Origin of the sequence: Methylobacterium sp. Leaf466 (genome assembly GCF_001425565.1) — a bacterium.
In the GTDB taxonomy this organism is placed as follows: domain Bacteria; phylum Pseudomonadota; class Alphaproteobacteria; order Rhizobiales; family Beijerinckiaceae; genus Methylobacterium.
Map to the genome: position 1 here is coordinate 215,521 of NZ_LMRC01000001.1, position 20,823 is coordinate 236,343.

Below are 20,823 nucleotides of genomic sequence, written 5' to 3' on the forward strand. Positions count from 1 at the left end.
CGTCGTCCGGTTCCTCAGACGATCAAGAGCCCGATGCCGGGACGGCACAGGGTCGGGGGCGAGGAGAGTAGTTTCGATGGCCGAGGCGCACGCCAAGAATCACGATTACCATATCCTGAGTCCGAGTCCTTGGCCGCTGATCGGCGCCTTCTCCGGCTTCCTGATGGCTTTCGGCGCCGTCTTCTGGATGAAGAGCCTCACCATCGGCACCCTGGCCGTCGGTCCCTACATCTTCGGTGCCGGTACCCTCGGCGTCCTCTACACGATGCTTGCCTGGTGGCGCGACGTGGTTCACGAGGCGAACACCGGCGACCATACCCGCGTGGTGCAGCTCCACCACCGCTACGGCATGATCATGTTCATCGCCTCCGAGGTGATGTTCTTCGCCGCCTGGTTCTGGGCCTATTTCGAGGCGGCTCTCTACACCGCCGATCCGATCCAGGCCTCGCGCCTCGCCTTCACCGGAGGCACATGGCCGCCCAAGGGCATCGAGGCGTTCGATCCCTGGCACCTGCCGCTGCTCAACACGCTGATCCTGCTCACCTCCGGCACCACCATCACCTGGGCGCACCACGCCCTGCTGCACGGTGACCGCAAGGGCGTGAAGTACGGCCTGTGGCTGACCGTGATCCTCGGCGTGCTGTTCACCGCTTGCCAGGCCTACGAGTACAGCCACGCCCACTTCGGCTTCGCCGGCAGCATCTATTCCTCGACCTTCTTCATGGCGACGGGCTTCCACGGCGCCCACGTCATCATCGGCACGGTCTTCCTGGCGATCTGTCTCTACCGGATCTACCTCGGCCAGATGACGACCAAGCAGCACCTCGGGTTCGAGTTCGCCGCCTGGTACTGGCACTTCGTCGACGTGGTATGGCTGTTCCTGTTCGCATCGATTTACGTCTGGGGTGCCGGCGCTTCGGCACACTGATAACCGGCGGCCAATCGCCGCCACGGTCGAATTCTGGAAAAGGGCGGCGAAAGCCGCCCTTTTCGCGTCGGACACCCGTTTGCCTCCCCATATGGACCCCAGTGGCCCGATCCCGCGGCCGAGGAGACCACCGCTTTGAGCGAGCCCCGCACGACGCCTGAGCCGATCGCCACCGGCCTGCGCGGCCGCTGTCCGCGTTGCGGACAGGGCCACATGTTCGACGGCTTTCTGACCTTCCGGCCGTCCTGCGAGGCCTGCGGCCTCAGCTACGACGCCTTCAACGCGGGAGATGGCCCGGCCTTCTTCGTCATGTCGATCGTCGGGTTCGTGGTCGTCGGCATCGCCCTGTGGCTCGAGGTGACCTACGAACCACCGATGTGGGTGCATGGGATCGTTGGAGGCGGGCTCACGATCGGCCTCAGCCTCCTGCTGGTACGGCCGCTGAAAGGCGTGCTGGCGGCCTTGCAGTTCGTGAACAAGGCCGAGCAGGGGCGCTTTCGGTGACCACGGCTGCGGCATCGCGGGGCGGGTGGCGGTCGCTCCTGATCCCAGGAATCTCGGCGGCCGTGGTTCTCGCGATCCTCCTGGGGCTCGGCGTCTGGCAGCTGCGCCGCAAGGCGGAGAAGGAAGCGTTGATCGCTCAGATCATCGCACGCTCCCAGGTCGAGCCGCCGGCCGGCCTGCCGCGTCCTCAGGACTGGGATCCCGCCGCTGACGAATTCCGACGGGTGCGGGTCGCCGGACGCCTCCTCCACGACAAGGAGACCCTGGTCCACGGGCTCGCAGCCGGTGCGGTGCCCGGCCGGGCGCTGCAGGGCTTCTATGTGGTGACGCCCCTGGCGCGGAACGACGGTGGAACGGTGCTGGTCAACCGCGGCTTCGTCCCCACCGATCTTAGGGATCCTGCACGACGGGCCGCGGGCCAGATCGCCGGCGAAACGACGGTGACGGGAATGCTGCGGGGCTCGGAACCGCGGACGATGTTCGTCCCGGCGCCCGATCCGGCGCGGGGCGAGTGGTACAACCGCGACATCGCCGGCATCGCCGCCGCCAAGGATCTCGTGGACGTCCCGCCCTTCCTGGTGGAGGCCGACGCCACCGCCAATCCGGGCGGCTGGCCCAAGGGCGGGCAGTTGCGGGTCGACCTGCCGAACAACCACCTCCAATACGCCTTCACGTGGTTCGGCATCGCGGGCTGCCTGATCGGCGTGTTCGGCGTGTTCGCCTGGAAGCGGTTTCGTGAGGTGACCGGGGCGTAAGCGCGCGCTTCGCGCCCAGCATGAGCGACAGGACGGCGCTCGGCAAAAGTCCTGCTCTCGGCCGCTCGGCAAGAGACTTGCGCTTGTCCAAAGTCTTGCGCTTGTCTCAAGCGTCGGCCGCGCTACTCTGGAATGAGGGTCGTGGCCGACCTTGCTGCGGAGTGTCCTGATGCGCGCCGTTACTGCTGCCTTCGTCCTCGGACATTCCGCCCTCGCCCTGCTCACCGGCCCGGCTTCTTCCGCCGACGAGGCCGCTCGGTCCCAGGCCCGCGCCACGGTGGAGCGGCAGATCGAGGCCTTCCGGAAGGGTGATGCCTCCACCGCCTACGCCCAGGCGGCGCCTGCGATCCAGACGATGTTTCCATCCCCCGAGACCTTCCTGGCGATGGTCAGGAAGGGTTACGCGGCGGTCTCCCGTGCCCGCAGCTTCAGCGTGGACCGGATCGAGGACGCCGGCGACGGCGGGATGGCGCTGGGCGTGAAGCTCCAGGACGAGGACGGCGTCGACTGGATGGCGCTCTACACCCTCGAGAAGCAGTCCGACGGGGAATGGCGGATCAACGGCTGTCGCCTGGTCAAGGCGCCGGGTAGTAATGCCTGAGATAGCCCAGTGGAACGGCCGAGCGGCCGGGGACCGCCGCACGAAACCTCTTTTCGACACGCCCACCCACATCGTGTAGACGGAGCGCCTTCCCGGAGGCCCCTTTGCTACACGTTTCGACCCGCGGCGCCGCGGCGCCCCTCAGCTTTTCCGACGCGCTCCTCGCCGGCCTCGCCCGCGACGGGGGCCTCTACGTGCCCCAAACCTGGCCGCAGCTCTCGCGCGAGACCATCGCGGCCCTGGCGGGCGTGCCCTACGCCGATGCGGCCAAGCAGGTGTTGCGCCCGCTGATCGATGGGGAAATCGCGGATGCGGCCCTCGATGCGATGATCGAGGAATCCTACGCCACCTTCCGGCACAAGGCGGTCTGCCCGCTGGTGCAGCTGGACGACAACCTGTTCCTGCTCGAACTCTTCCACGGGCCGACGCTGGCGTTCAAGGACGTGGCGATGCAGCTCCTCGGGCGGTTGATGGACCATGTGCTGCGCGCGCGCGGCGCGCGCGCCACCATCGTCGGCGCCACCTCGGGCGATACCGGCAGCGCCGCGGTCGAGGCGTTCCGCGGGCTCGACCGGGTCGACGTCTTCATCCTGTTTCCGGAGGGGCGCGTCTCGGAGGTCCAGCGCCGGCAGATGACGTCGGTGGGCGCCGACAACGTCCATGCCATCGCCATCGATGGCAATTTCGACGATTGCCAGAACATCGTCAAAGCGATGTTCCAGCATGGCGACTTCGCCGACGAGGTCCGCCTGTCGGGGGTCAATTCCATCAATTGGGCGCGGGTGGCGGCGCAGGCGGTGTATTACTTCACCAGCGCGGTGGCCCTGGGTGCCCCCCACCGCCCGGTGTCCTTCGCGGTGCCCACCGGCAACTTTGGCGACATCCTGGCCGGCTGGGTCGCCAAGCGCATGGGCCTGCCGATCGGCCGCCTGATGATCGGCACCAACGCCAACGACATCCTGGCGCGCACCCTCGAACACGGCACCTACGAGGTTCGCGGCGTCCAGCCGACCACCTCGCCGTCCATGGACATCCAGATCTCGTCGAACTTCGAGCGTCTGCTGTTCGAGGCCCTGGGCCGCGATTCCTCCGGCCTGGGCCGCCTGATGGCAGGCCTCAAGCAGTCGGGCGGGTTCAGCCTCGACCCGGCGGTGCTGGCGAGCGTGCGCGACGAGTTCGATGCGACCTGCGTGCCGGAGGACGCGGTGATGGCCGAGATCGCCCGCACCCAGGCCGAGACCGGGCAGATCCTCGACCCGCACACCGCCATCGGCGTCCATGCCGGGCGCCGCCTGCTGGAGACGGACCCGCGCACTCCGGTGGTGGCCCTGGCCACCGCCCACCCGGCGAAGTTCCCGGATGCGGTGGCGCAGGCCACCGGCGGACTTCGCCCGGCCCTGCCGCCGCATCTGGCCGATCTCATGGACCGCAAGGAGCTGTTCTCGCGGGTCGCCAACGACCAGGGCGCGGTCGAGCGCTTCGTGCGCGAGCATGCCCGCATCACGCGGGGCGCCTGACGCGTGAAGGGAAGCGGCCCCATGATGCGGCGGCGCCCCCTCATTTGGATGGGAACGGGGTCGAGACGCGGCCCGGAAAGATCACCCCGATGAACCAGCATTTCGCCACGCACGGCGCCTCTCCCGACCTCAAGGTCACGCGGCTCGACAACGGGCTGACGGTGGTGACCGAGGCGATGCCGGGGGTGGCGACCGCCACCCTGGGCGTCTGGATCGGGGCTGGCTCGCGCCACGAGCGGCCCGACGAGCACGGGCTCTCCCACCTCATCGAGCACATGGCCTTCAAGGGCACCGCGACCCGCACCGCGCGGCGGATCGCCGAGGAGATCGAGGACGTCGGTGGCGACATCAACGCGGCCACCAGCGCCGAGGGTACGAGCTACAGCGCCCGCGTGCTGGGCGAGGATGTCGGCGTCGCCCTCGACGTCATCGGCGACATCCTCACGAACTCGCTGTTCGACGCCGGTGAACTCGCCCGCGAGAAGGGCGTGATCCTCCAGGAATACGCCGCCATCGAGGACACGCCCGACGACGTGGTCTACGAGGCCTTCACCGAGGCCGCCTTCCCCGACCAGCCGATCGGCCGCCCGATCATCGGCACGCCCAGCACCATCAAGAGTTTCGACCGCACCGCGATCGAGGGCTACATCGCCCGCGAGTACACGCCCGACCGCATCGTCCTGGCGGCCGCCGGTGCGGTCGGTCACGACGCCATCGTCGCGGCTGCCCAGCGGCACTTCGGAGGTCTGAAGGCCACCGAGGCGCCCCCGACCGTGCCGGGCGTCTACGGCGGCGGCGAGCGCCGCATGAAGAAGAAGCTCGAGCAGGCCAACGTGGTGATCGGCCTGCCCGGCCTCTCCTTCCGGGACGACGGCTATTATGCCCTGCACATGTTCGCGCAGATCCTCGGCGGCGGCCTGACCTCGCGGCTCTGGCACGAGGTCCGCGAGACCCGCGGCCTCGCCTACGAGATCCAGTCCTTCCACTGGCCGTTCTCCGATTGCGGCCTGTTCGGCATCGGCGCCGGAACGTCCGGCTCCGATCTCGCGCAACTCGTGGACGTGACCCTGGCCGAGACGGTCAAGGCGGTGCGCGACCTCGACACCGTCGAGATCGTCCGCGCCAAGGCGCAGCTGAAGGTCGCGCTGCTCTCCGCCCTGGAGACCCCCGGCGGGCGCATCGAGCGCAACGCCCGCCAGCTCCTCGCCTGGGGCCGGGTGATCCCGGCGGCGGACGTCATCGCCAAGGTCGACGCGGTCACCGTCGACGACGTTCGTGCGGCCGGCCGCAAGCTCCTTTCGGGCGCCCCCACCCTGGCGGCGATCGGACCGATCAAGACGTTGCCGTCGCTCGATCACGTGCGACAGGTGCTGCAGGCGGCCTGACGGGCGGAACGTTACGCCGAAGCGAGGCGCCCACCGCCGATGCCGTGGCTTTCGCGCCCGGCGGCTTGTTTTGGCCGCAAAGCGGCGCAATCGAACGTGTGGCCGGGCCTTGTCACGTTGCGGTGGGTCTCGGCCCGCACCGTCGCCGCGCACCTTGCCCGCGCCCTGCCCCATCGGTACGACTTGGATCAACCTGAGCCGTAGATGCCGGGATGCGCCCTCCGGCCGGAACACTCGCCCGTTGCGTATAACCACCCTCGTCCTGGCCGCTGTCCTGACGGCTTTCCTCACCGCCATGGCCATGCCGCGCCCGGCCGCGGCCGTGGAAGCCGTGCGCCTGACCCTCGACGCGCCGGCCATCGACCTGACGCCGATGATCGAGCGCTACCGTTCTGACGGCGACCTGATCCAGATCTCGACGGCCCCCGGCAAGGACGGCATCGTCCGGCGCATCGTCGTCAAGGCACGCGACACCGGCGCGCGGCCGGACTGGATGGTGTTCGCGCTCACCAACGACACCGACGAACAGATCGACCGCCTCCTCGTCGCGCCGCACTTCCGACTCGTGGGGTCGGGCGTGATCTGGCCGGACCTGGGCGGGTCGCGCATCGCCGCGATCACGGCGAGCCAGGGCATCAGGCCCGACCGGGAGGACAACCCCGAGGCCGATCAGTTCATGATCACGGTCGACCCGGGCTCCACCGTGACCTTCGTCGCCGAGCTGAGGGGGCCGAACATCCCGCAGGTCTACCTGTGGGACCAGGAAGCCTACCGCAAGAAATCCACCGGTCTGACGCTCTACAAGGGCATCATCATCGGCATCGCGGGCCTACTGGCGCTGTTCCTCACGATCATCTTCGTGGTGAAGGGGGCGATCATCTTCCCCGCCGCCGCGGCGCTGGCATGGTCGGTGCTCGCCTATGCCTGCATCGACTTCGGCTTCCTGCAGAGGGTGTTTCCCCTCACGGAGGTCGCGGAACGGGTCTACCGGGCCTCGGCCGAGGCGGTGCTGGCCGCCACCCTCCTCGTGTTCCTGTTCGCCTATCTCAATCTCAGCCGGTGGCACGTGCGCTACAGCCACGTCGCCTTCTTCTGGCTCGCCTTCCTGGCGGGCCTCGTGGGTCTCGCCGTGTTCGACCCGCCGGTGGCGGCGGGCGTCGCCCGCATCTCCATCGCCGCGGTGGCCGGCGTCGGCCTCCTCCTGATCGTGTACCTGGCCGCCCACAACGGCTACGACCGCGCCATCCTGCTGGTGCCGACCTGGGTCTTGCTGCTGATCTGGGTGGTGGCGGCGGGCTTCGCCATCACGGGGCAGATCGGCAGCGACCTCGTCCAGCCGGCCCTGATCGGCGGCCTCGTCCTCATCGTCATGTTGATCGGCTTCACGGTGATGCAGCACGCCTTTGCGGGCGGCGGCCTCACCCACGCCCTGGTCTCGGACACCGAGCGCCGGGCGCTGGCCCTGACCGGGGCCGGCGACGTGGTGTTCGACTGGGACGTGCCGGGCGACCGGGTCTTCGCCGGTCCGGAGATCGAGTCGCAGCTCGGCCTCAAGCGCGGCACCCTCGAAGGCCCCGCCTCGAACTGGCTGGGACTGCTGCATCCCTTCGACGTCGACCGCTATTCGGCCGCCCTCGACGGTGTGATCGAAGAACGCCGCGGCCGCATCCTGCACGATTTCCGTCTGCGTTCGCACGTCGGCCCCTACTATTGGTACCGACTCAAGGCCCGTCCGGTGATCGGCAGCGACGGCGAGGTCGTGCGAATCGTCGGCACCATCGCCGACGTCACGGAGCTGAAGGCCGCCGAGGAACGCCTGCTGCACGACGCCGTGCACGACAGCCTGACGGGCCTGCCCAACCGGGAACTGTTCCACGACCGGCTCGACGCGGCCCTCGCCTTCGCCAGCCAGGACCTGCGCCTGAAGCCGACGATCATCCTGCTCGACATCGACGGCTTCAAGGCGATCAACGACGCCATCGGCCTTTCGGCCGGCGATTCCATCCTGCTGACGTTGTCGCGCCGGCTCGGGCGGCGCCTGCGGCCGCAGGACACCCTGGCGCGCATCGCCGGCGACGAATTCGGCCTGATCCTGCTCTCGGAGCGGGAGCCGGATCGGATCCTGGCGTTCGCCGAGATGATCCGGAAGGCGATCGCCACCCCGATCACCTATGCCGAGCGCGAGATCTTCCTCACCGTCTCCGTCGGCATCGCCCTCCACGAGGCGGGCGGCAACCAGAAGCGCGAGGAGGTGTTCAAGAACGCCGAGATCGCCATGATCCAGGCCAAGCGCCAGGGCGGCGACCGGTCGGAGGTGTTCCGCGCGACTATGCGCAACGAGCGCGGCGACCGGCTGCTGCTGGAGGGCGACCTGCGCCGCTCCCTCGACCGCAACGAGATGAAGGTCCTGTTCCAGCCGATCGTGCGCCTCGAAGACCGGACGGTGGCCGGATTCGAGGCCCTGCTGCGCTGGGACCATCCCAAGCTCGGACGGCTGTCGCCCGCCACCTTCCTCCCCATCGCGGAAGAGACCGGCTTCATCGTCAACCTCGGCAACTTCGTGATGGAGCGGACCGCCCTCGAACTCGCCGCCTGGCAGCGTTCCCTCGATGTCGACCCGCCGATCTTCGCCTCCGTCAACGTCTCCTCGCGCCAGCTCCTGCGCCACGACCTCCTGCACGACGTCAAGACGGTGCTGGCCCGGTCCGGCGTACTGCCGGGTTCGCTCAAGCTCGAACTCACCGAGGGCCTGGTGATGGAGAACCCGGAATACGCCGCCCAGATGCTCACGCGCATCCACGACCTCGGCGCGGGCCTGTCCCTCGACGATTTCGGGACCGGCTATTCGGCCCTGTCCTACCTCCAGCGGTTCCCCTTCGACACCATCAAGATCGACCGGTCCTTCGTGCGCCAGATCGCGACGGGCCGTACCGTGATCCTGCGATCCATCGTGAAGATGGCCCAGGAACTGGGCCTCGCCATCGTCGCGGAGGGTGCCGAGAGCGAAGCCGACGCCCAGGCCCTGGCCGAACTCGGCTGCGACTACGCGCAGGGCTTCGCCTTCGGCGAGCCGATGTCGATGCTCCAGGCGCGCCAATTGGTCGGGGCGGCACCGGAAGCCGCCTGAGCGCGGACATCGGGGTCGGGATCGCGGCCGTACTTAAACCTCCCTTAACCATGATCTTGCATCGTCATCTCCGGGTTCGATCGGCTGCACGGAGCGGCCGGATACCGGACGGGGGACGGGTGCGATGGCGCAAGCGGCGTGGCAGGTGCAGGCGGAGACCGAGACCGACATCGTCCGGCGGGTCGTGGCGCGTCAGCTTCGCTTGCGTGAGCCGAGCGGTTCCGTCGGCGCCACCATCATCCCGATGGTGGCCGTAGCGGCGGTCGATCGCGACGATGACGAGACGGAGGAGGTCGACGCCTCCGACGTCATGCGGCTGCAGACGGAGGTCACGCTGATGAAAGCGGTCCTCAAGGCCGAGCGCACCGAGAACGAGACACTGCGCTCGCAGATGAGCGCGCGCGGGAATACCGGCGAGGAAGTCCGCCTGGTGCGCGATCGCTGGGCCGTCCTGGTCGATCAGCTTCTGCGCCAGCCGCGTTGATCGTCTCCACGACGGGACACGCAGCGCGAGCCCGGATATCCGGGCTTCGCCCCTCGTCCTGCGACCGCAGCGAGCGGCGACAGGAGGTCGGGCCTCCCGTGCGTGCTGACGCTTCATCGCCCTTACACGTCATCGGGAGACGGCCATGAGCGCCCGCTGCTCGCTCGTCGTCAACGGCAAGGCCGTACGCATCTCCACCGGCGAGACCCCGGTGGAGGCGGCTTTGGCCGAGGGCATGATCGGTTCCGGACTGAACGGAGCGGCGGCGTTCGGCCAGGGCGGCGGGCCGGCGGCGCGCCGGGCGAAACCCCGTGGCCATCGGGCCGAGAGCCTCGTCCCCTCCCTGCCGCGGACGGCGCCGACCCTCTGCGCCACCCCTGCCCTGCAGGCCGGCGCGCCGGTGCGGCGCAGCGGAACGATCACCGACATCCGTCCGCTCGGACCGCACGTGGTCGAGATGGTGGTGACCGTCACGCGACGTCTCGACATCCAGCCCGGCCATCAGGTCGTGGTGACGATCCACGGCCACGAGCCCCTGACCCTCAGTCCGACCCTGCGGATCGACGGCGCGGCGGAGCTCAACGAACTCGTTTTCCACCTGCCCCTGCACCCGGGCGAAGCCTGCCTCGCCTCGGCCCTTGGCGAGACGGTGCCCCGGGGCACGGACGTGAAGATCGAGGGGCCGGTCGGACGCGGCTTCTACCGCCCCGGCGGCGGCCGTCTTGTCCTGGTCGCCGCAGAAACCGGCTTCGCGCCGATCTGGTCCATCGCCAGGGCGGCACGCTACATCGAGCCGGCGCGCGACGTGGTGCTGGTCGCCGGCGCTCGCGACCCCCTCGACCTCTACATGCGCCCTTCCCTCGACTGGCTGAGGGCCACCGGCATCGGCCGTATCGTCCTGGTGGCCGACCGTTCGCGCCAGCGCCCGCCGGACGTGCGCCCGGGCCCGTTGAGTGCGCACCTGCCTCCCCTGCGCACCACCGACGTGGTCCACGTGGTCGGCGATGCCTCGACGGTGGGTGCGGTCGAAGTCCTGGCCGCGGCGGCCGGCGCCCGCTGCTATCCCGTCCTGCTCGCTCCGTAAGTCCAAGGCCTGCAGTCCGAGGCCTGCCGACCAAGAAAGAAGAAGGCCCGGCGCTTTTCGAGCGCCGGGCCTTCTCTTTCGTTAGGGCGGGATCCCTCGCTTCAGGCGACCTTCACGCGCCAGATCTCCTCGGCGTATTCGCGCATCGAGCGGTCGGAGGAGAACCACGCCATCCGCGAGGTATTCAGGATCGCCGATTTCCACCACGCCTTCGGGTCGCCCCAGGCGGCGTCGATCTCGCGTTGAACCCGCCAATAGTCGTCGAAATCGACGGTGAGCAGGTACCGGTCGTTGTGGCGCAGGTCGTCCACCAGCGGCCGGAAGCGGCTGCGGTCGTCCGGCGAGAAGCCGCCCGACCCGATGAGATCGAGGGCCGCGGCGAGACGCGGCGAGGCGGCGATGGCCTTGGCCGGATAGTTCACCTCGGTCATCCGCTCCGCGACACCGGCGGCGTCGAGGCCGAAGATGAAGATGTTGTCCGCCCCGACGTGGTCGCGAATCTCGATGTTGGCGCCGTCGAGGGTCCCGATGGTCAGAGCGCCGTTGAGGGCGAGCTTCATGTTGCCGGTGCCCGAAGCCTCCATGCCGGCGGTGGAGATCTGCTCGGACAGGTCGGCAGCGGGGATGATCGCTTCGGCGAGGCTCACGGAATAGTTCGGCAGGAACGCCACCTTAAGCCGGCCGGCGACGTCGGGATCGTCGTTGACGACCTTGGCGACGTCGCAGGCGAGCTTGATGATGAGCTTGGCCTGCACGTAGCTCGGCGCCGCCTTGCCGCCGAACATCTTGACCCTCGGCGTCCAATCGCGGTTCGGTTCGGCCTTGATGGCCTGATACAGCGCCACGGTCTCGATGACGTTGAGGAGCTGGCGCTTGTACTCGTGGATGCGCTTGATCTGCACGTCGAACAGTGCGGTCGGGTCGATCACGATGCCGGTACGGTCGGCGACGACGCGGGCGAGCGCCTCCTTCCGGGCCAGCCGCATCGCGGCGTAGCGGGACTGGAAGGTGGAATCCTCGGCATGGCCGGCGAGGTCCATCAGGGCGGACGGGTCGTCGAGCACACGTTCGCCGACGATCTCGACGGCGAGTTTGGTCAACTCCGGATTGGCGTTGTGCAGCCAGCGCCGGAAGGTGATGCCGTTGGTCTTGTTGACGATCTTGTCGGTGTCGAGGGCGTGGAGGTCCTTGAACACCGTCGAGCGCATCAGGTCGGTGTGCAGGGCCGAGACGCCGTTGACCCGGCGGGCGCCCAGGAAGGCGAGATGGCCCATGCGCACGCGCTTGCCGTGGGTCTCCTCGATCAGGGACACCGAGGCGAGATGGGCGGCGTCGGAATGACCGTGCTTGCCCTGCTCCTCGAGATGCATCCAGTTGATGAGGTAGATGATCTGCATGTGGCGCGGCAGCAGCCGCTCCATCAGGCCCACCGGCCAGGTCTCGAGGGCCTCCGGCAGGAGGGTGTGGTTGGTGTAGCCCAGCGTGTTGGTGGTGACGTGCCAGGCGTCCTCCCACGTGAAGCCGTGGTCCTCGAGGAGGAGGCGCATCAGCTCCGGCACCGCGATCGCCGGGTGGGTGTCGTTGAGCTGGATCGCGGCGTGGTCGGGCAGCGAGCGCAGGTCGCCACGCTCGGCCACATGGCGGCGCACCAGGTCCTGGAGCGAGGCGGATGTGAAGAAGTATTCCTGGCGCAGCCGCAGTTCCTGGCCGGAATCCGACGAGTCGCTGGGATAGAGCACCCGCGAGATCGCCTCGACCCGCGACCGGTCGGACACCGCGCCGACGTGATCGCCGCCGTTGAAGCGGCCGAGGTCGATCGGCGACTCGGCCTCCGCCTTCCACAGGCGCAGGGTGTTCACGTGGCAGCCACGCCAGCCGACCACCGGCACGTCGTGCGCCACGGCCCGCACGGTCTCGGCCGGCTGCCAATGGCGGCGGATCACGCCCTCGCCGATCGACGACATGGTGACGTGGCCGCCGAACCCGATGGTGTAGGTGGCGTCAGGCCGGGCGAACTCCCAGGGGTTGCCCTCGGCGAGCCAGGTCTCCGGCGCCTCCTTCTGCCAGCCGTCCTCGAGGGATTGCCGGAACAGGCCGTGGTCGTAGCGGATGCCGTAGCCGATGGCGGGGATCGACAGGCTCGCCATGCTCTCCATGAAGCACGCGGCCAGGCGTCCGAGGCCGCCGTTGCCCAGGGCCGCGTCGGGCTCGGCCCCCTCGACGGTGTCGAGGGAGATGCCGAGGTCGGCGAGCGCCGCCCGCGTGGTCTCGACGAGGCCGAGGTTGTTCATGGCGTCCGAGAGAAGACGCCCGATCAGGAATTCGAGGGAGAGGTAGTAGACCCGCTTGTTGGGGATCGCTTCGCTGTTCGACGCCATACAGGCGTCGACGATGCGGTCGCGCAGGGCCAGGGCCGTGGCGGCGAACCAATCGCGCTCGCGGGCGATGTCCGGCGTCTTGCCGACGACGTAGGCGAGCTTGGCCAGGATCGCCTCGCGCAGATCGATGACCGGATCACCGGAGACGGCCCGCGCGGGCGTTGCCCAGGCCGGAGCTTTGGGCATGCCGGCCACGGGCTCGGCATCGGCCGCGGTGCGGCTACGGTCCGGTACGGTCAGGACATCGTTCAGCACGTATCATTCCCTCTCTTCGCTGCCGGACTGTGCAGGAAGCCCAAAAAGCCGGCCCGCTCCCCTGGCTGTTCATCGTTCCGGACGCTTGCACCGGCATGGTGGGTCCGCGTGGACGCCTCGTCGGTCCGGCGTCGGTCGCGGTGCGACACCGCTCGCTGGCGCCGTTCGCAAACCCCGTGCCTCACTGTCGGCCGAATCGCTCGAGCGTCACGCTGACCTCGGAGCGAGACGGAACTATGGCCGCGCTGCGGCCCGGCTGCGCCCAACCTTCGACGGCGGCGATGCAATCGTCGCTGCGGCGCAACGCGTCAATGATCCATTAACCGCCTTGATGGCTTGGATTGTGCATTGCGATACGATGGATGAGCCGCGAAGGCAGACGATGTCGAACCCGATTCTTTCCGGCACCATCACGATCGCACAGCCTCGAAGCAGCGGGATGGCAGCGATGGACGACATCGACCGGACCGGGCTGAAGCAGGCCGTCCATTCTGGCGGGGCGGCCGATTTCACGAGGGATTCCGGGCGTTCGCTACGGCCGCGCATCCTTTACGCAACGCCCGAGATGGCGGATTTCGTCAAGACGGGCGGGCTCGGTGAGGTGGCCGGGGCCCTGCCCCGCGCGTTGCGCCGACACTACGACGTCCGTGTGCTCATTCCCGGCTACCGGCAGGTGGTGGAGCGGTTCGACCACATTCCCGTGGTGGCGCGGCTGCAAGGCAGGGCCGGCATTCCCCCCTGCGACCTCGGCCTCGTCGAGACCGGCGACGGCCTGCAGGTCTATGTCCTCTTGAGCGCCGATCTCTACCAGCGCGACGGGTCGCCCTACGGCGACGACCAAGGCGACTTTCGCGACAACGACCTCCGGTTCGGCCGGCTCAGCCTGGCCGCCGCCGAGATCGCCGGGGGCGCCGATCCGGCCTGGAGCGCCGATCTCCTGCACCTCAACGACTGGCAGACCGCCCTCGCCCCGGCCTACCTGTCCTGGGCCGGGCGCCGGGTTCCGAGCGTCCTGACCATTCACAACCTGGCCTACCAGGGCTTGTTTGCCAGGGAAGCCCTCGGGCGCCTCGGCGTCCCCGATGCCGCCTTCCAGATGGACGGGGTCGAGTTCTACGGCCACCTGTCCTTCCTCAAGGCCGGCCTGTTCTATGCCTCGCAGGTCACCACGGTCAGCCAAACCTACGCCCGCGAGATCATGACGCCGGAGGCCGGCTGCGGCCTCGACGGGCTGCTGCGCACCCGCGCCGCGCAAGGCAGGCTCGCCGGCATCCTGAACGGTATCGACGAGAGCTGGGATCCGCGCACCGATCCGCATCTCGCGACGCGGTTCGAGGCCGACGACTGGCGCGGCAAACGCGCCAACGCCGAGATGGTCCGCCGTCAGTTCGGCCTCGCCGTCTCGCGCGGACCACTCTTCGCCATCGTATCGCGGCTGGTCCACCAGAAGGGCATCGATCTCAGCCTGGCGGCGGCCGAGACGATCGTCGCCGAGGGCGGACAACTCGTGGTTATCGGTCAGGGCGAGAGCCGCTTCGAGGACGCGCTGCGCGAGCTCGCGCGGCGGCATCCCTCCGCGGTCGGGGTCCATGTCGGGTTCGACGAGAAGGATGCGCGCAGGATGTTCGCGGGCAGCGACTTCCTGCTGATGCCGTCGCGGTTCGAGCCATGCGGCCTCGCCCAGATGTACGCCCAGCGGTTCGGCTCGCTGCCGATCGTGCACCGCACCGGCGGGCTTGCCGATACGGTCGAGGATGGGGTGACCGGTTTCACCTTCGGGGACGCCTCGCCCAAGACCTTCATCGCAGCGGTGCGTCGGGCTCTCGACACTTTCGGGGCCAAGAAGCGCCTCAACGCCATGCGGCGGCGCGCCATGTCCCGTTCCTTCGGCTGGGACCATGCCGCCGTCGACTACTCGGCGCTGTACGCGCGCGCGCTAGGCAACGGTTCGAGCCTGCGTACACGGATGGTGTGACGCGTCGAGCCACTTGGCGCCGTTGCGACAGCCACGAGCCCGTCGTCGGATCCTCGACGATCCGACGACGGGCTAATGCCGTCAGTCTTTACCCCTCTCGCACGAAGATCGTCGTCGCCAGCGGCGGCGCCGTCAGCACGAGCGAGTACGGCTGGCCGTGGCTTTTGACGGCTTCCGTTTGGAGGCCGCCCATGTTGCCGATGTTGGAGCCGCCGTAGCGGCCCGCGTCCGAGTTGATCGCCTCGCGGTAGAAGCCCGCTTCGGGCACGCCGATGCGATAGCCGTCCCGTGGAATCGGCGTGAAGTTCGACACCACCACCGCGACATCGCCTGGCTCGCGGCCCTTCCGGGCCCAGGCGATGACACTGTTGTCCTGGTCGTCGGCCACCAGCCACTGGAACCCGCCGGCTTCCGTGTCCCGGGCGTGCAGGGCCGGGGTGGTCAGGTAGAGCTGGTTGAGGTCGCGGACGAGATCCTTGACTCCGGCGTGAAGGGAATCGTCGAGCAGATGCCAGTCCAGGCTCTGGTTGTGGTTCCACTCCCGCTCCTGGCCGAATTCGCCGCCCATGAACAGCAGCTTCTTGCCCGGGTGCCCCCACATGAAGCCGAAGTAAGCGCGCAAATTCGCGAACTTCTGCCAGCGGTCACCCGGCATCTTGCCCAGCAGCGAACCTTTGCCGTGCACAACCTCGTCGTGGGACAGCGGCAGGATGAAGTTCTCGCTGAAGGCGTAGAGGAGACCGAAGGTGAGGTCGTGGTGGTGGTAGCGGCGGTGGATGGTCTCCTTCGAGACGAAGTTCAGGGTGTCGTGCATCCACCCCATGTTCCACTTGAAGCCGAAACCGAGCCCACCGGTGTAGGTCGGGTGCGAGACGCCCGGCCACGAGGTCGATTCTTCGGCGATCGTGATGGTGCCCGGGGCGTTGGCGTAGGTCGCTTCGTTGGTCTTGCGCAGGAAATGGATCGCGTCGAGGTTCTCGTTGCCGCCGTACTGGTTGGGGATCCACTCGCCCTGCCGGCGCGAATAGTCGAGGTAGAGCATCGAGGCGACGGCATCCACGCGCAGGCCGTCGAGATGATAGTGCTCGAGCCAGAAGCGCGCATTGGCGGCGAGGAAGGTCGCCACCTCGACCCGGCCGAAATTGTAGATGTAGGTGCCCCAGTCCTGGTGGAAGCCCTGGCGCGGGTCGGCATGCTCGTAGAGATGCGTCCCGTCGAACTGGCCCAGGCCGTGGGCGTCCAGGGGGAAATGGCCGGGCACCCAATCGAGCATCACGCCGATGCCGGCCTTGTGGGCGGTGTCGACGAAGGCTGCGAAGTCGTCCGGGCTGCCGAAGCGGCTGGTGGGTGCGAACAGCGACACCGGCTGGTAGCCCCAGGACCCGTCGAACGGGAACTCCGTGATGGGCAGCATCTCGATATGCGTGAAGCCCATCTCCTTGACGTAGGGGATCAGGCGCTCGCCGAGTTCCTTGTAGGTGAGGAAGCGGTTGCCCTCCTCGGCCACCCGCGCCCACGAGCCCAGGTGGACCTCGTAGATCGAGATCGGCGCATGCCGCGGATCGACGGCGCCGCGGGTGGTCATCCAGGCCTCGTCGCTCCAGACCGGCTCGCTGGTGCCCTGGAGGACAGAGGCGGTCTCGGGCGGTTGCTGCGCGGCGAAGGCGACCGGATCGGCCTTGAGCGGCAGCAACCCGCCGTCGGGGCCACTCATTTCGTATTTATAATGGGCGCCGGCCTTCAGGCCCGGAACGAACAGCTCCCAGACGCCGCCGTTCTGCCAGAGGCGCAGGGGGTGGCGCCGGCCGTCCCAATCGTTGAAGTCGCCGACGACGCTGACCCGGCGCGCATTGGGCGCCCAGACCGCGAAGCGGAACCCCTCGATGCCGTCGACGGTACGGGCCTGTGCGCCGAGCACGCGATAGGTGACGTCGCTGCCGACCTCGCGCAGGGCGTCGATGTCGGCCTGTTGCAACGACGAGCCGAAGCCGTAGGGGTCGTGGCGCTTGTGCTCGACGCCGTCCCAGGTCTGGTACGCGATTTCGTAGAGCGGACGCCCCTCGCTCTCGAGGCGCGCGACGTAGAACCCCTCGGGATGCCGGCGCTCGAAGGCCACCCGGTTTCCGGCCACGAGCAGCGTGGCGGATTTCGCCTCGGGAAGGACCGCGCGCACCTCCCAGACACCGGGCGACACCTCATGCGGGCCCAGGACGGCGAAGGGGTCGCCGTGGGTCGCCGACATGATCGCGGCGATGGCCTCCTGCGAGACGGTCCGGGGCGACGTCCCGCCCACCGGCGTGACGTCCGCGGACCCGGAGATGCCCGAAGATGTGGGGGTCCGCGTCGCGAACGTCTCGTCGATATCCGTCATTCAAATGCCTCTCTTGATGTCGTCCAGAATGGTCAGAACCCCTCGCGCGGGGATTTCGATCCAGTCCGGACGGTTATTGGCTTCGTAATCGACTTCGTAGAGGGCCTTGGTCAGCAAGCAGAGCTTGAGGAGGCGCGCTTCCGTCTCCGGATCGGTCACGGCGGCCCTGCTGTCGGCGACCGCCTCCCGGTATCCGTCGAGGAAGGCTGCATCGATCATGCCGCGCCATTCCGCCGCCGCGCGCCGCGCCCGGACCTGCGAATCGGCAAAGCGGGCGGTGATCTCGCGGGTTACGGTCTCGGCGCCGTAGGCGAACGAGCGCAGCATGCCCGCGACGTCGCGCAACGGCGTCGCCTTGCGGCGGCGGTCGTCCGCCGGCCGTGACGGCTCGCCCTCGAAATCCACGATGACGAGGTCGCCCTCGGAGGCGAGGACCTGCCCGAGGTGGTAGTCCCCGTGGATACGGGTCTTCATGGCCCCCTTGGGCGCCTTGGCGATGAGATCCTCGATCACCGCCTCGACCTCGCGACGCCGGCCGATCAGTTCGGTGCTCGCCGTGTTCGCCTGACGGCCGGCCAGCGATTCCAGGCCGCGGAAGGCACGTTCGCCCTGGAGGCGCGTGTCCTCGCCGAGCGCACGCAGGTCGTCGTGGGTGAACGGCTCGGCATCGAAGGCCGCGTCGTCCGTCTCGATGGCGAAGGCCTGATGCATCTCGGCGGTGCGCCGTCCGAGCAGGATGGCCCAGCGCAGGTGATCCGCGAAGGTGTCGAGGGCCTCCGGCGCCTCGCTCTCGGGCGCCAGCACCACCGTGTCGAAGTCGCGCCGCAGTCCTTCCAGCATCAGGGTCCAGGCGTCGCCCTGGTTCGGTACGAAGGTCTGGAGGACGGCGAGCGCCGTCCGGGTGCCGTCGGCGGCCACATGCTCCATCACGCCGAGCAGGGCGGGCGTGTTGGCGAACCGCGCCGTTTCCGTGAGGAAGCGCCCGACCTCGATCTCGGGATGGATGCCGGTCTGGAGCCGCCGCAGCAGCTTGAGCATCATCTTGGAGCCGATGGCGATGGAGGTGTTGCTCTGCTCAGCCGAAAGGCGCCGGACCTCGCCGATGTCGACCGACACCTCGGAATCGAAGGCGGAGGTGGTCGAGAACTCGAGGCGGCCGGATTCGCTGGGCATCGAGACGCCGTTGCGCATCCCCTCGATGATGGCCACGGCAAAGGCCGGTGCCGCCGCCGCCCCGAACAGGAGGCCGGTGCGGGGACCGCGGCGCACCCGCGCCACCGCGAACGGCATCAGGGTCTCGTCCTCGCGGCCCTCGTCGACGGCGACCGGCACGAAGTAGTCCTGGCGCTCGCCGGTGGCCAGGTGGACCGCGACCCGCGGCAGCAGGAACTTCGCCTCGCCGCCGGCATCGGTCAGCATGGCGCTGTCGATGACCTGGACGGACTTGATGCGCGAGCCCTTGGCGCCGAACCAGCGGCGGGTGGCGATGAAGCGGGGCGCCACCGTGCGCTCGAAGGCGATGCGCTCGCGCCCGGCCATCAACGTCTCGATGCCGCCGGTCAGGACGAGGGTGAACAGTTCGGGCGTCTCGGGCTGCGGCCCGATCGAACCGGCGTTGGCCGCGCTCAGCCCGAACCAGTAGAAGCCGTAGGAGGGCAGCGTCAGCAGGTAGGGCAGGTCGCCGATCGGCGGGAATTCGGAGCCGCCGGTGAGTTCGATCGGCACGGCGCTGCGCAGCTCAGACAGGTCGAGCTGGACCGCCTGGGGGGCGCGCGACAGGTTGGCGACGCACAGGACCCGCTCGCCCTCGAACTCGCGGATCCAGGCGAGGACCTTGCGGTTCGACGGATACAGGAACTGGATCGCGCCGCGGCCGAGCGCGACGGAATTGTTGCGGATGGCGATCATGCGCCGGGTCCAGTTCAGCAGGCTGGTCTGCGACTGGGTCTGCGCCTCGACGTTGATGGCGTCGAAGCCGTAGATCGGGTCCTGCACCGACGGCAGGAACAACTTCGCCGGATTGGCGCGCGAAAAACCGCCGTTGCGGTCGGGCGACCATTGCATGGGGGTGCGCACGCCATCGCGGTCGCCGAGGTAGATGTTGTCGCCCATGCCGATCTCGTCGCCGTAGTAGAGGACCGGCGTGCCGGGCATCGACAGGACGAGGGACTTCATCAGCTCGATCTTGCGGCGGTCGTTCTCCAGCAGCGGCGCGAGGCGGCGACGGATGCCGAGGTTGATCCGGGCGCGGCGTTCGGCGGCATAGAACGACCAGAGATAGTCACGCTCTTCCGCCGTGACCATTTCGAGCGTCAACTCGTCGTGGTTGCGCAAGAAGATCGCCCATTGGCAGCCCTCCGGGATCTCCGGGGTCTGGCGCATGATGTCGGTGATCGGGTGCCGGTCTTCCCGGGCGATCGCCATGTACATGCGCGGCATCAGCGGGAAGTGGAACGCCATGTGGCATTCGTCGCCGTCGCCGAAGTACTGCGCGGTTTCCTCGGGCCACTGGTTGGCCTCCGCGAGCAGCATCCGGTCGGGATAGCTCACGTCGAGCGCCGCACGGATCGCCTTGATGACCGTGTGGGTCTCGGGAAGGTTCTCGCAGTTCGTGCCGTCGCGCTCGATCAGGTAGGGGATCGCGTCGAGCCGCAGGCCGTCGACGCCCATGTCCAGCCAATAGCGCATCACCTCGATCACGGCCGCGAGCACGGCCGGGTTGTCGAAGTTCAGGTCCGGCTGGTGGCTGTAGAACCGGTGCCAGAAGTATTGCTTGGCGACCGGATCCCAGGTCCAGTTCGACGTCTCGGTGTCGAGGAAGATGATGCGCGTGTCGGAATACGGGGTGTCGGTGTCCGACCAGACGTAGAAATCGCGCTCGGGGCTGCCGGCCGGCGCCTCGCGGGCGCGCTGGAACCAGGGGTGCTGGTCGCTGGTGTGGTTGATCACGAGTTCGGTGATGACGCGCAGGCCGCGCTCGTGCGCCGCGTCCACGAAGCGACGAAACTCCTCCATCGTGCCGTAGGAAGGGTTCACCTCGCGGTAGTCGCCGATGTCGTAGCCGTCGTCGCGCAGCGGCGAGGGATAGAAAGGCATCAGCCAGATCGCCGTGACGCCGAGGTCGCGGACGTAGTCCAGCTTCTGCGTCAGCCCCTCGAAATCACCGATCCCGTCGTTGTTCGCGTCGAAGAACGACTTGACGTGGATCTGGTAGATGATGGCGTCGCGGTACCATTGCGGATCGCTACGATCGATCATCGTGTCACTGCCTTGCGGATCTGATTCAAGGGTTCCGGATCATCGTACCGGTCATCGCGTCCTTGCCCCGCCCCGAATGGCCGGCAACGGACCCCGAAATCCAGAGGCGGGGTGACGTCCCCTGCCCGCGCCATCGGCGGCTCCTGGAATTCGGGTTCGCGTGCGAAGCCCTGACGTGACGGTACGGATTCGATGAGCCGG

13 protein-coding genes are annotated in these 20,823 nt (G+C 68.4%); 10 read left to right on the plus strand and 3 right to left on the minus strand.

The window, feature by feature from the left end; genetic code table 11:
- Positions 1-76 precede the first annotated feature (76 nt).
- From ASG59_RS00880 to ASG59_RS00920, 9 genes are all read left to right on the plus strand, one after another.
- Complete coding sequence (locus ASG59_RS00880; protein WP_055883944.1) at positions 77-928, plus strand: cytochrome c oxidase subunit 3; 852 nt, start codon at positions 77-79, stop codon at positions 926-928.
- Positions 929-1,063: 135 nt separating this feature from the next.
- Positions 1,064-1,432 carry a DUF983 domain-containing protein gene (locus ASG59_RS00885; protein WP_055883946.1) on the plus strand — a complete coding sequence of 123 codons (369 nt, stop codon included), beginning with the start codon at positions 1,064-1,066 and terminating at the stop codon, positions 1,430-1,432.
- On the plus strand, positions 1,429-2,187 hold the full coding sequence (locus ASG59_RS00890; RefSeq protein ID WP_056406438.1) for an SURF1 family protein: 759 nt from the start codon (positions 1,429-1,431) through the stop codon (positions 2,185-2,187). The genes ASG59_RS00885 and ASG59_RS00890 overlap by 4 nt, the downstream gene beginning before the upstream one ends.
- Before the next feature lie 169 nt (positions 2,188-2,356).
- Positions 2,357-2,788 carry a DUF4864 domain-containing protein gene (locus ASG59_RS00895; RefSeq protein ID WP_055883952.1) on the plus strand — a complete coding sequence of 144 codons (432 nt, stop codon included), beginning with the start codon at positions 2,357-2,359 and terminating at the stop codon, positions 2,786-2,788.
- Between the two features lie 104 nt (positions 2,789-2,892).
- Entirely contained in the window at positions 2,893-4,305 is a 1,413-nt protein-coding gene (thrC, locus tag ASG59_RS00900) for a threonine synthase (RefSeq protein ID WP_056406440.1), read from the plus strand.
- Positions 4,306-4,394: 89 nt separating this feature from the next.
- Positions 4,395-5,690 (plus strand): pitrilysin family protein, encoded by a 1,296-nt coding sequence (locus ASG59_RS00905; protein WP_055884701.1) that lies wholly within the window; start codon positions 4,395-4,397, stop codon positions 5,688-5,690.
- Between the two features lie 295 nt (positions 5,691-5,985).
- Positions 5,986-8,817 (plus strand): sensor domain-containing phosphodiesterase, encoded by a 2,832-nt coding sequence (locus tag ASG59_RS00910; RefSeq protein ID WP_082494587.1) that lies wholly within the window; start codon positions 5,986-5,988, stop codon positions 8,815-8,817.
- Positions 8,818-8,941: 124 nt separating this feature from the next.
- Entirely contained in the window at positions 8,942-9,301 is a 360-nt protein-coding gene (locus ASG59_RS00915; RefSeq protein WP_056284887.1) for a hypothetical protein, read from the plus strand.
- 145 nt (positions 9,302-9,446) lie between these two features.
- The gene (locus tag ASG59_RS00920; protein ID WP_056406442.1) at positions 9,447-10,385 is read left to right on the plus strand and encodes a ferredoxin--NAD(+) reductase; all 939 of its coding nucleotides are present in this window, start codon (positions 9,447-9,449) and stop codon (positions 10,383-10,385) included.
- Between the two features lie 101 nt (positions 10,386-10,486).
- Here ASG59_RS00920 and ASG59_RS00925 read toward each other — a convergent pair whose 3' ends face one another.
- Entirely contained in the window at positions 10,487-12,949 is a 2,463-nt protein-coding gene (locus tag ASG59_RS00925) for a glycogen/starch/alpha-glucan phosphorylase (RefSeq protein ID WP_156399074.1), read from the minus strand.
- Between the two features lie 517 nt (positions 12,950-13,466).
- On the opposite strand from ASG59_RS00925, the gene glgA reads away from it, so the two are divergent.
- Positions 13,467-14,993: a glycogen synthase GlgA gene (gene glgA, locus ASG59_RS00930; protein WP_082528564.1), complete on the plus strand. Its 1,527-nt coding sequence runs from the start codon at positions 13,467-13,469 to the stop codon at positions 14,991-14,993.
- Positions 14,994-15,081: 88 nt separating this feature from the next.
- On the opposite strand, the gene glgB is transcribed toward glgA, so the two are convergent.
- Together glgB and treS are read right to left on the minus strand one after the other, a co-directional pair.
- On the minus strand, positions 15,082-17,364 hold the full coding sequence (gene glgB, locus ASG59_RS00935) for a 1,4-alpha-glucan branching protein GlgB (RefSeq protein ID WP_056406446.1): 2,283 nt from the start codon (positions 17,362-17,364) through the stop codon (positions 15,082-15,084).
- Positions 17,365-20,622 carry a maltose alpha-D-glucosyltransferase gene (gene treS / locus ASG59_RS00940; RefSeq protein ID WP_056406447.1) on the minus strand — a complete coding sequence of 1,086 codons (3,258 nt, stop codon included), beginning with the start codon at positions 20,620-20,622 and terminating at the stop codon, positions 17,365-17,367.
- Positions 20,623-20,823: the final 201 nt, after the last annotated feature.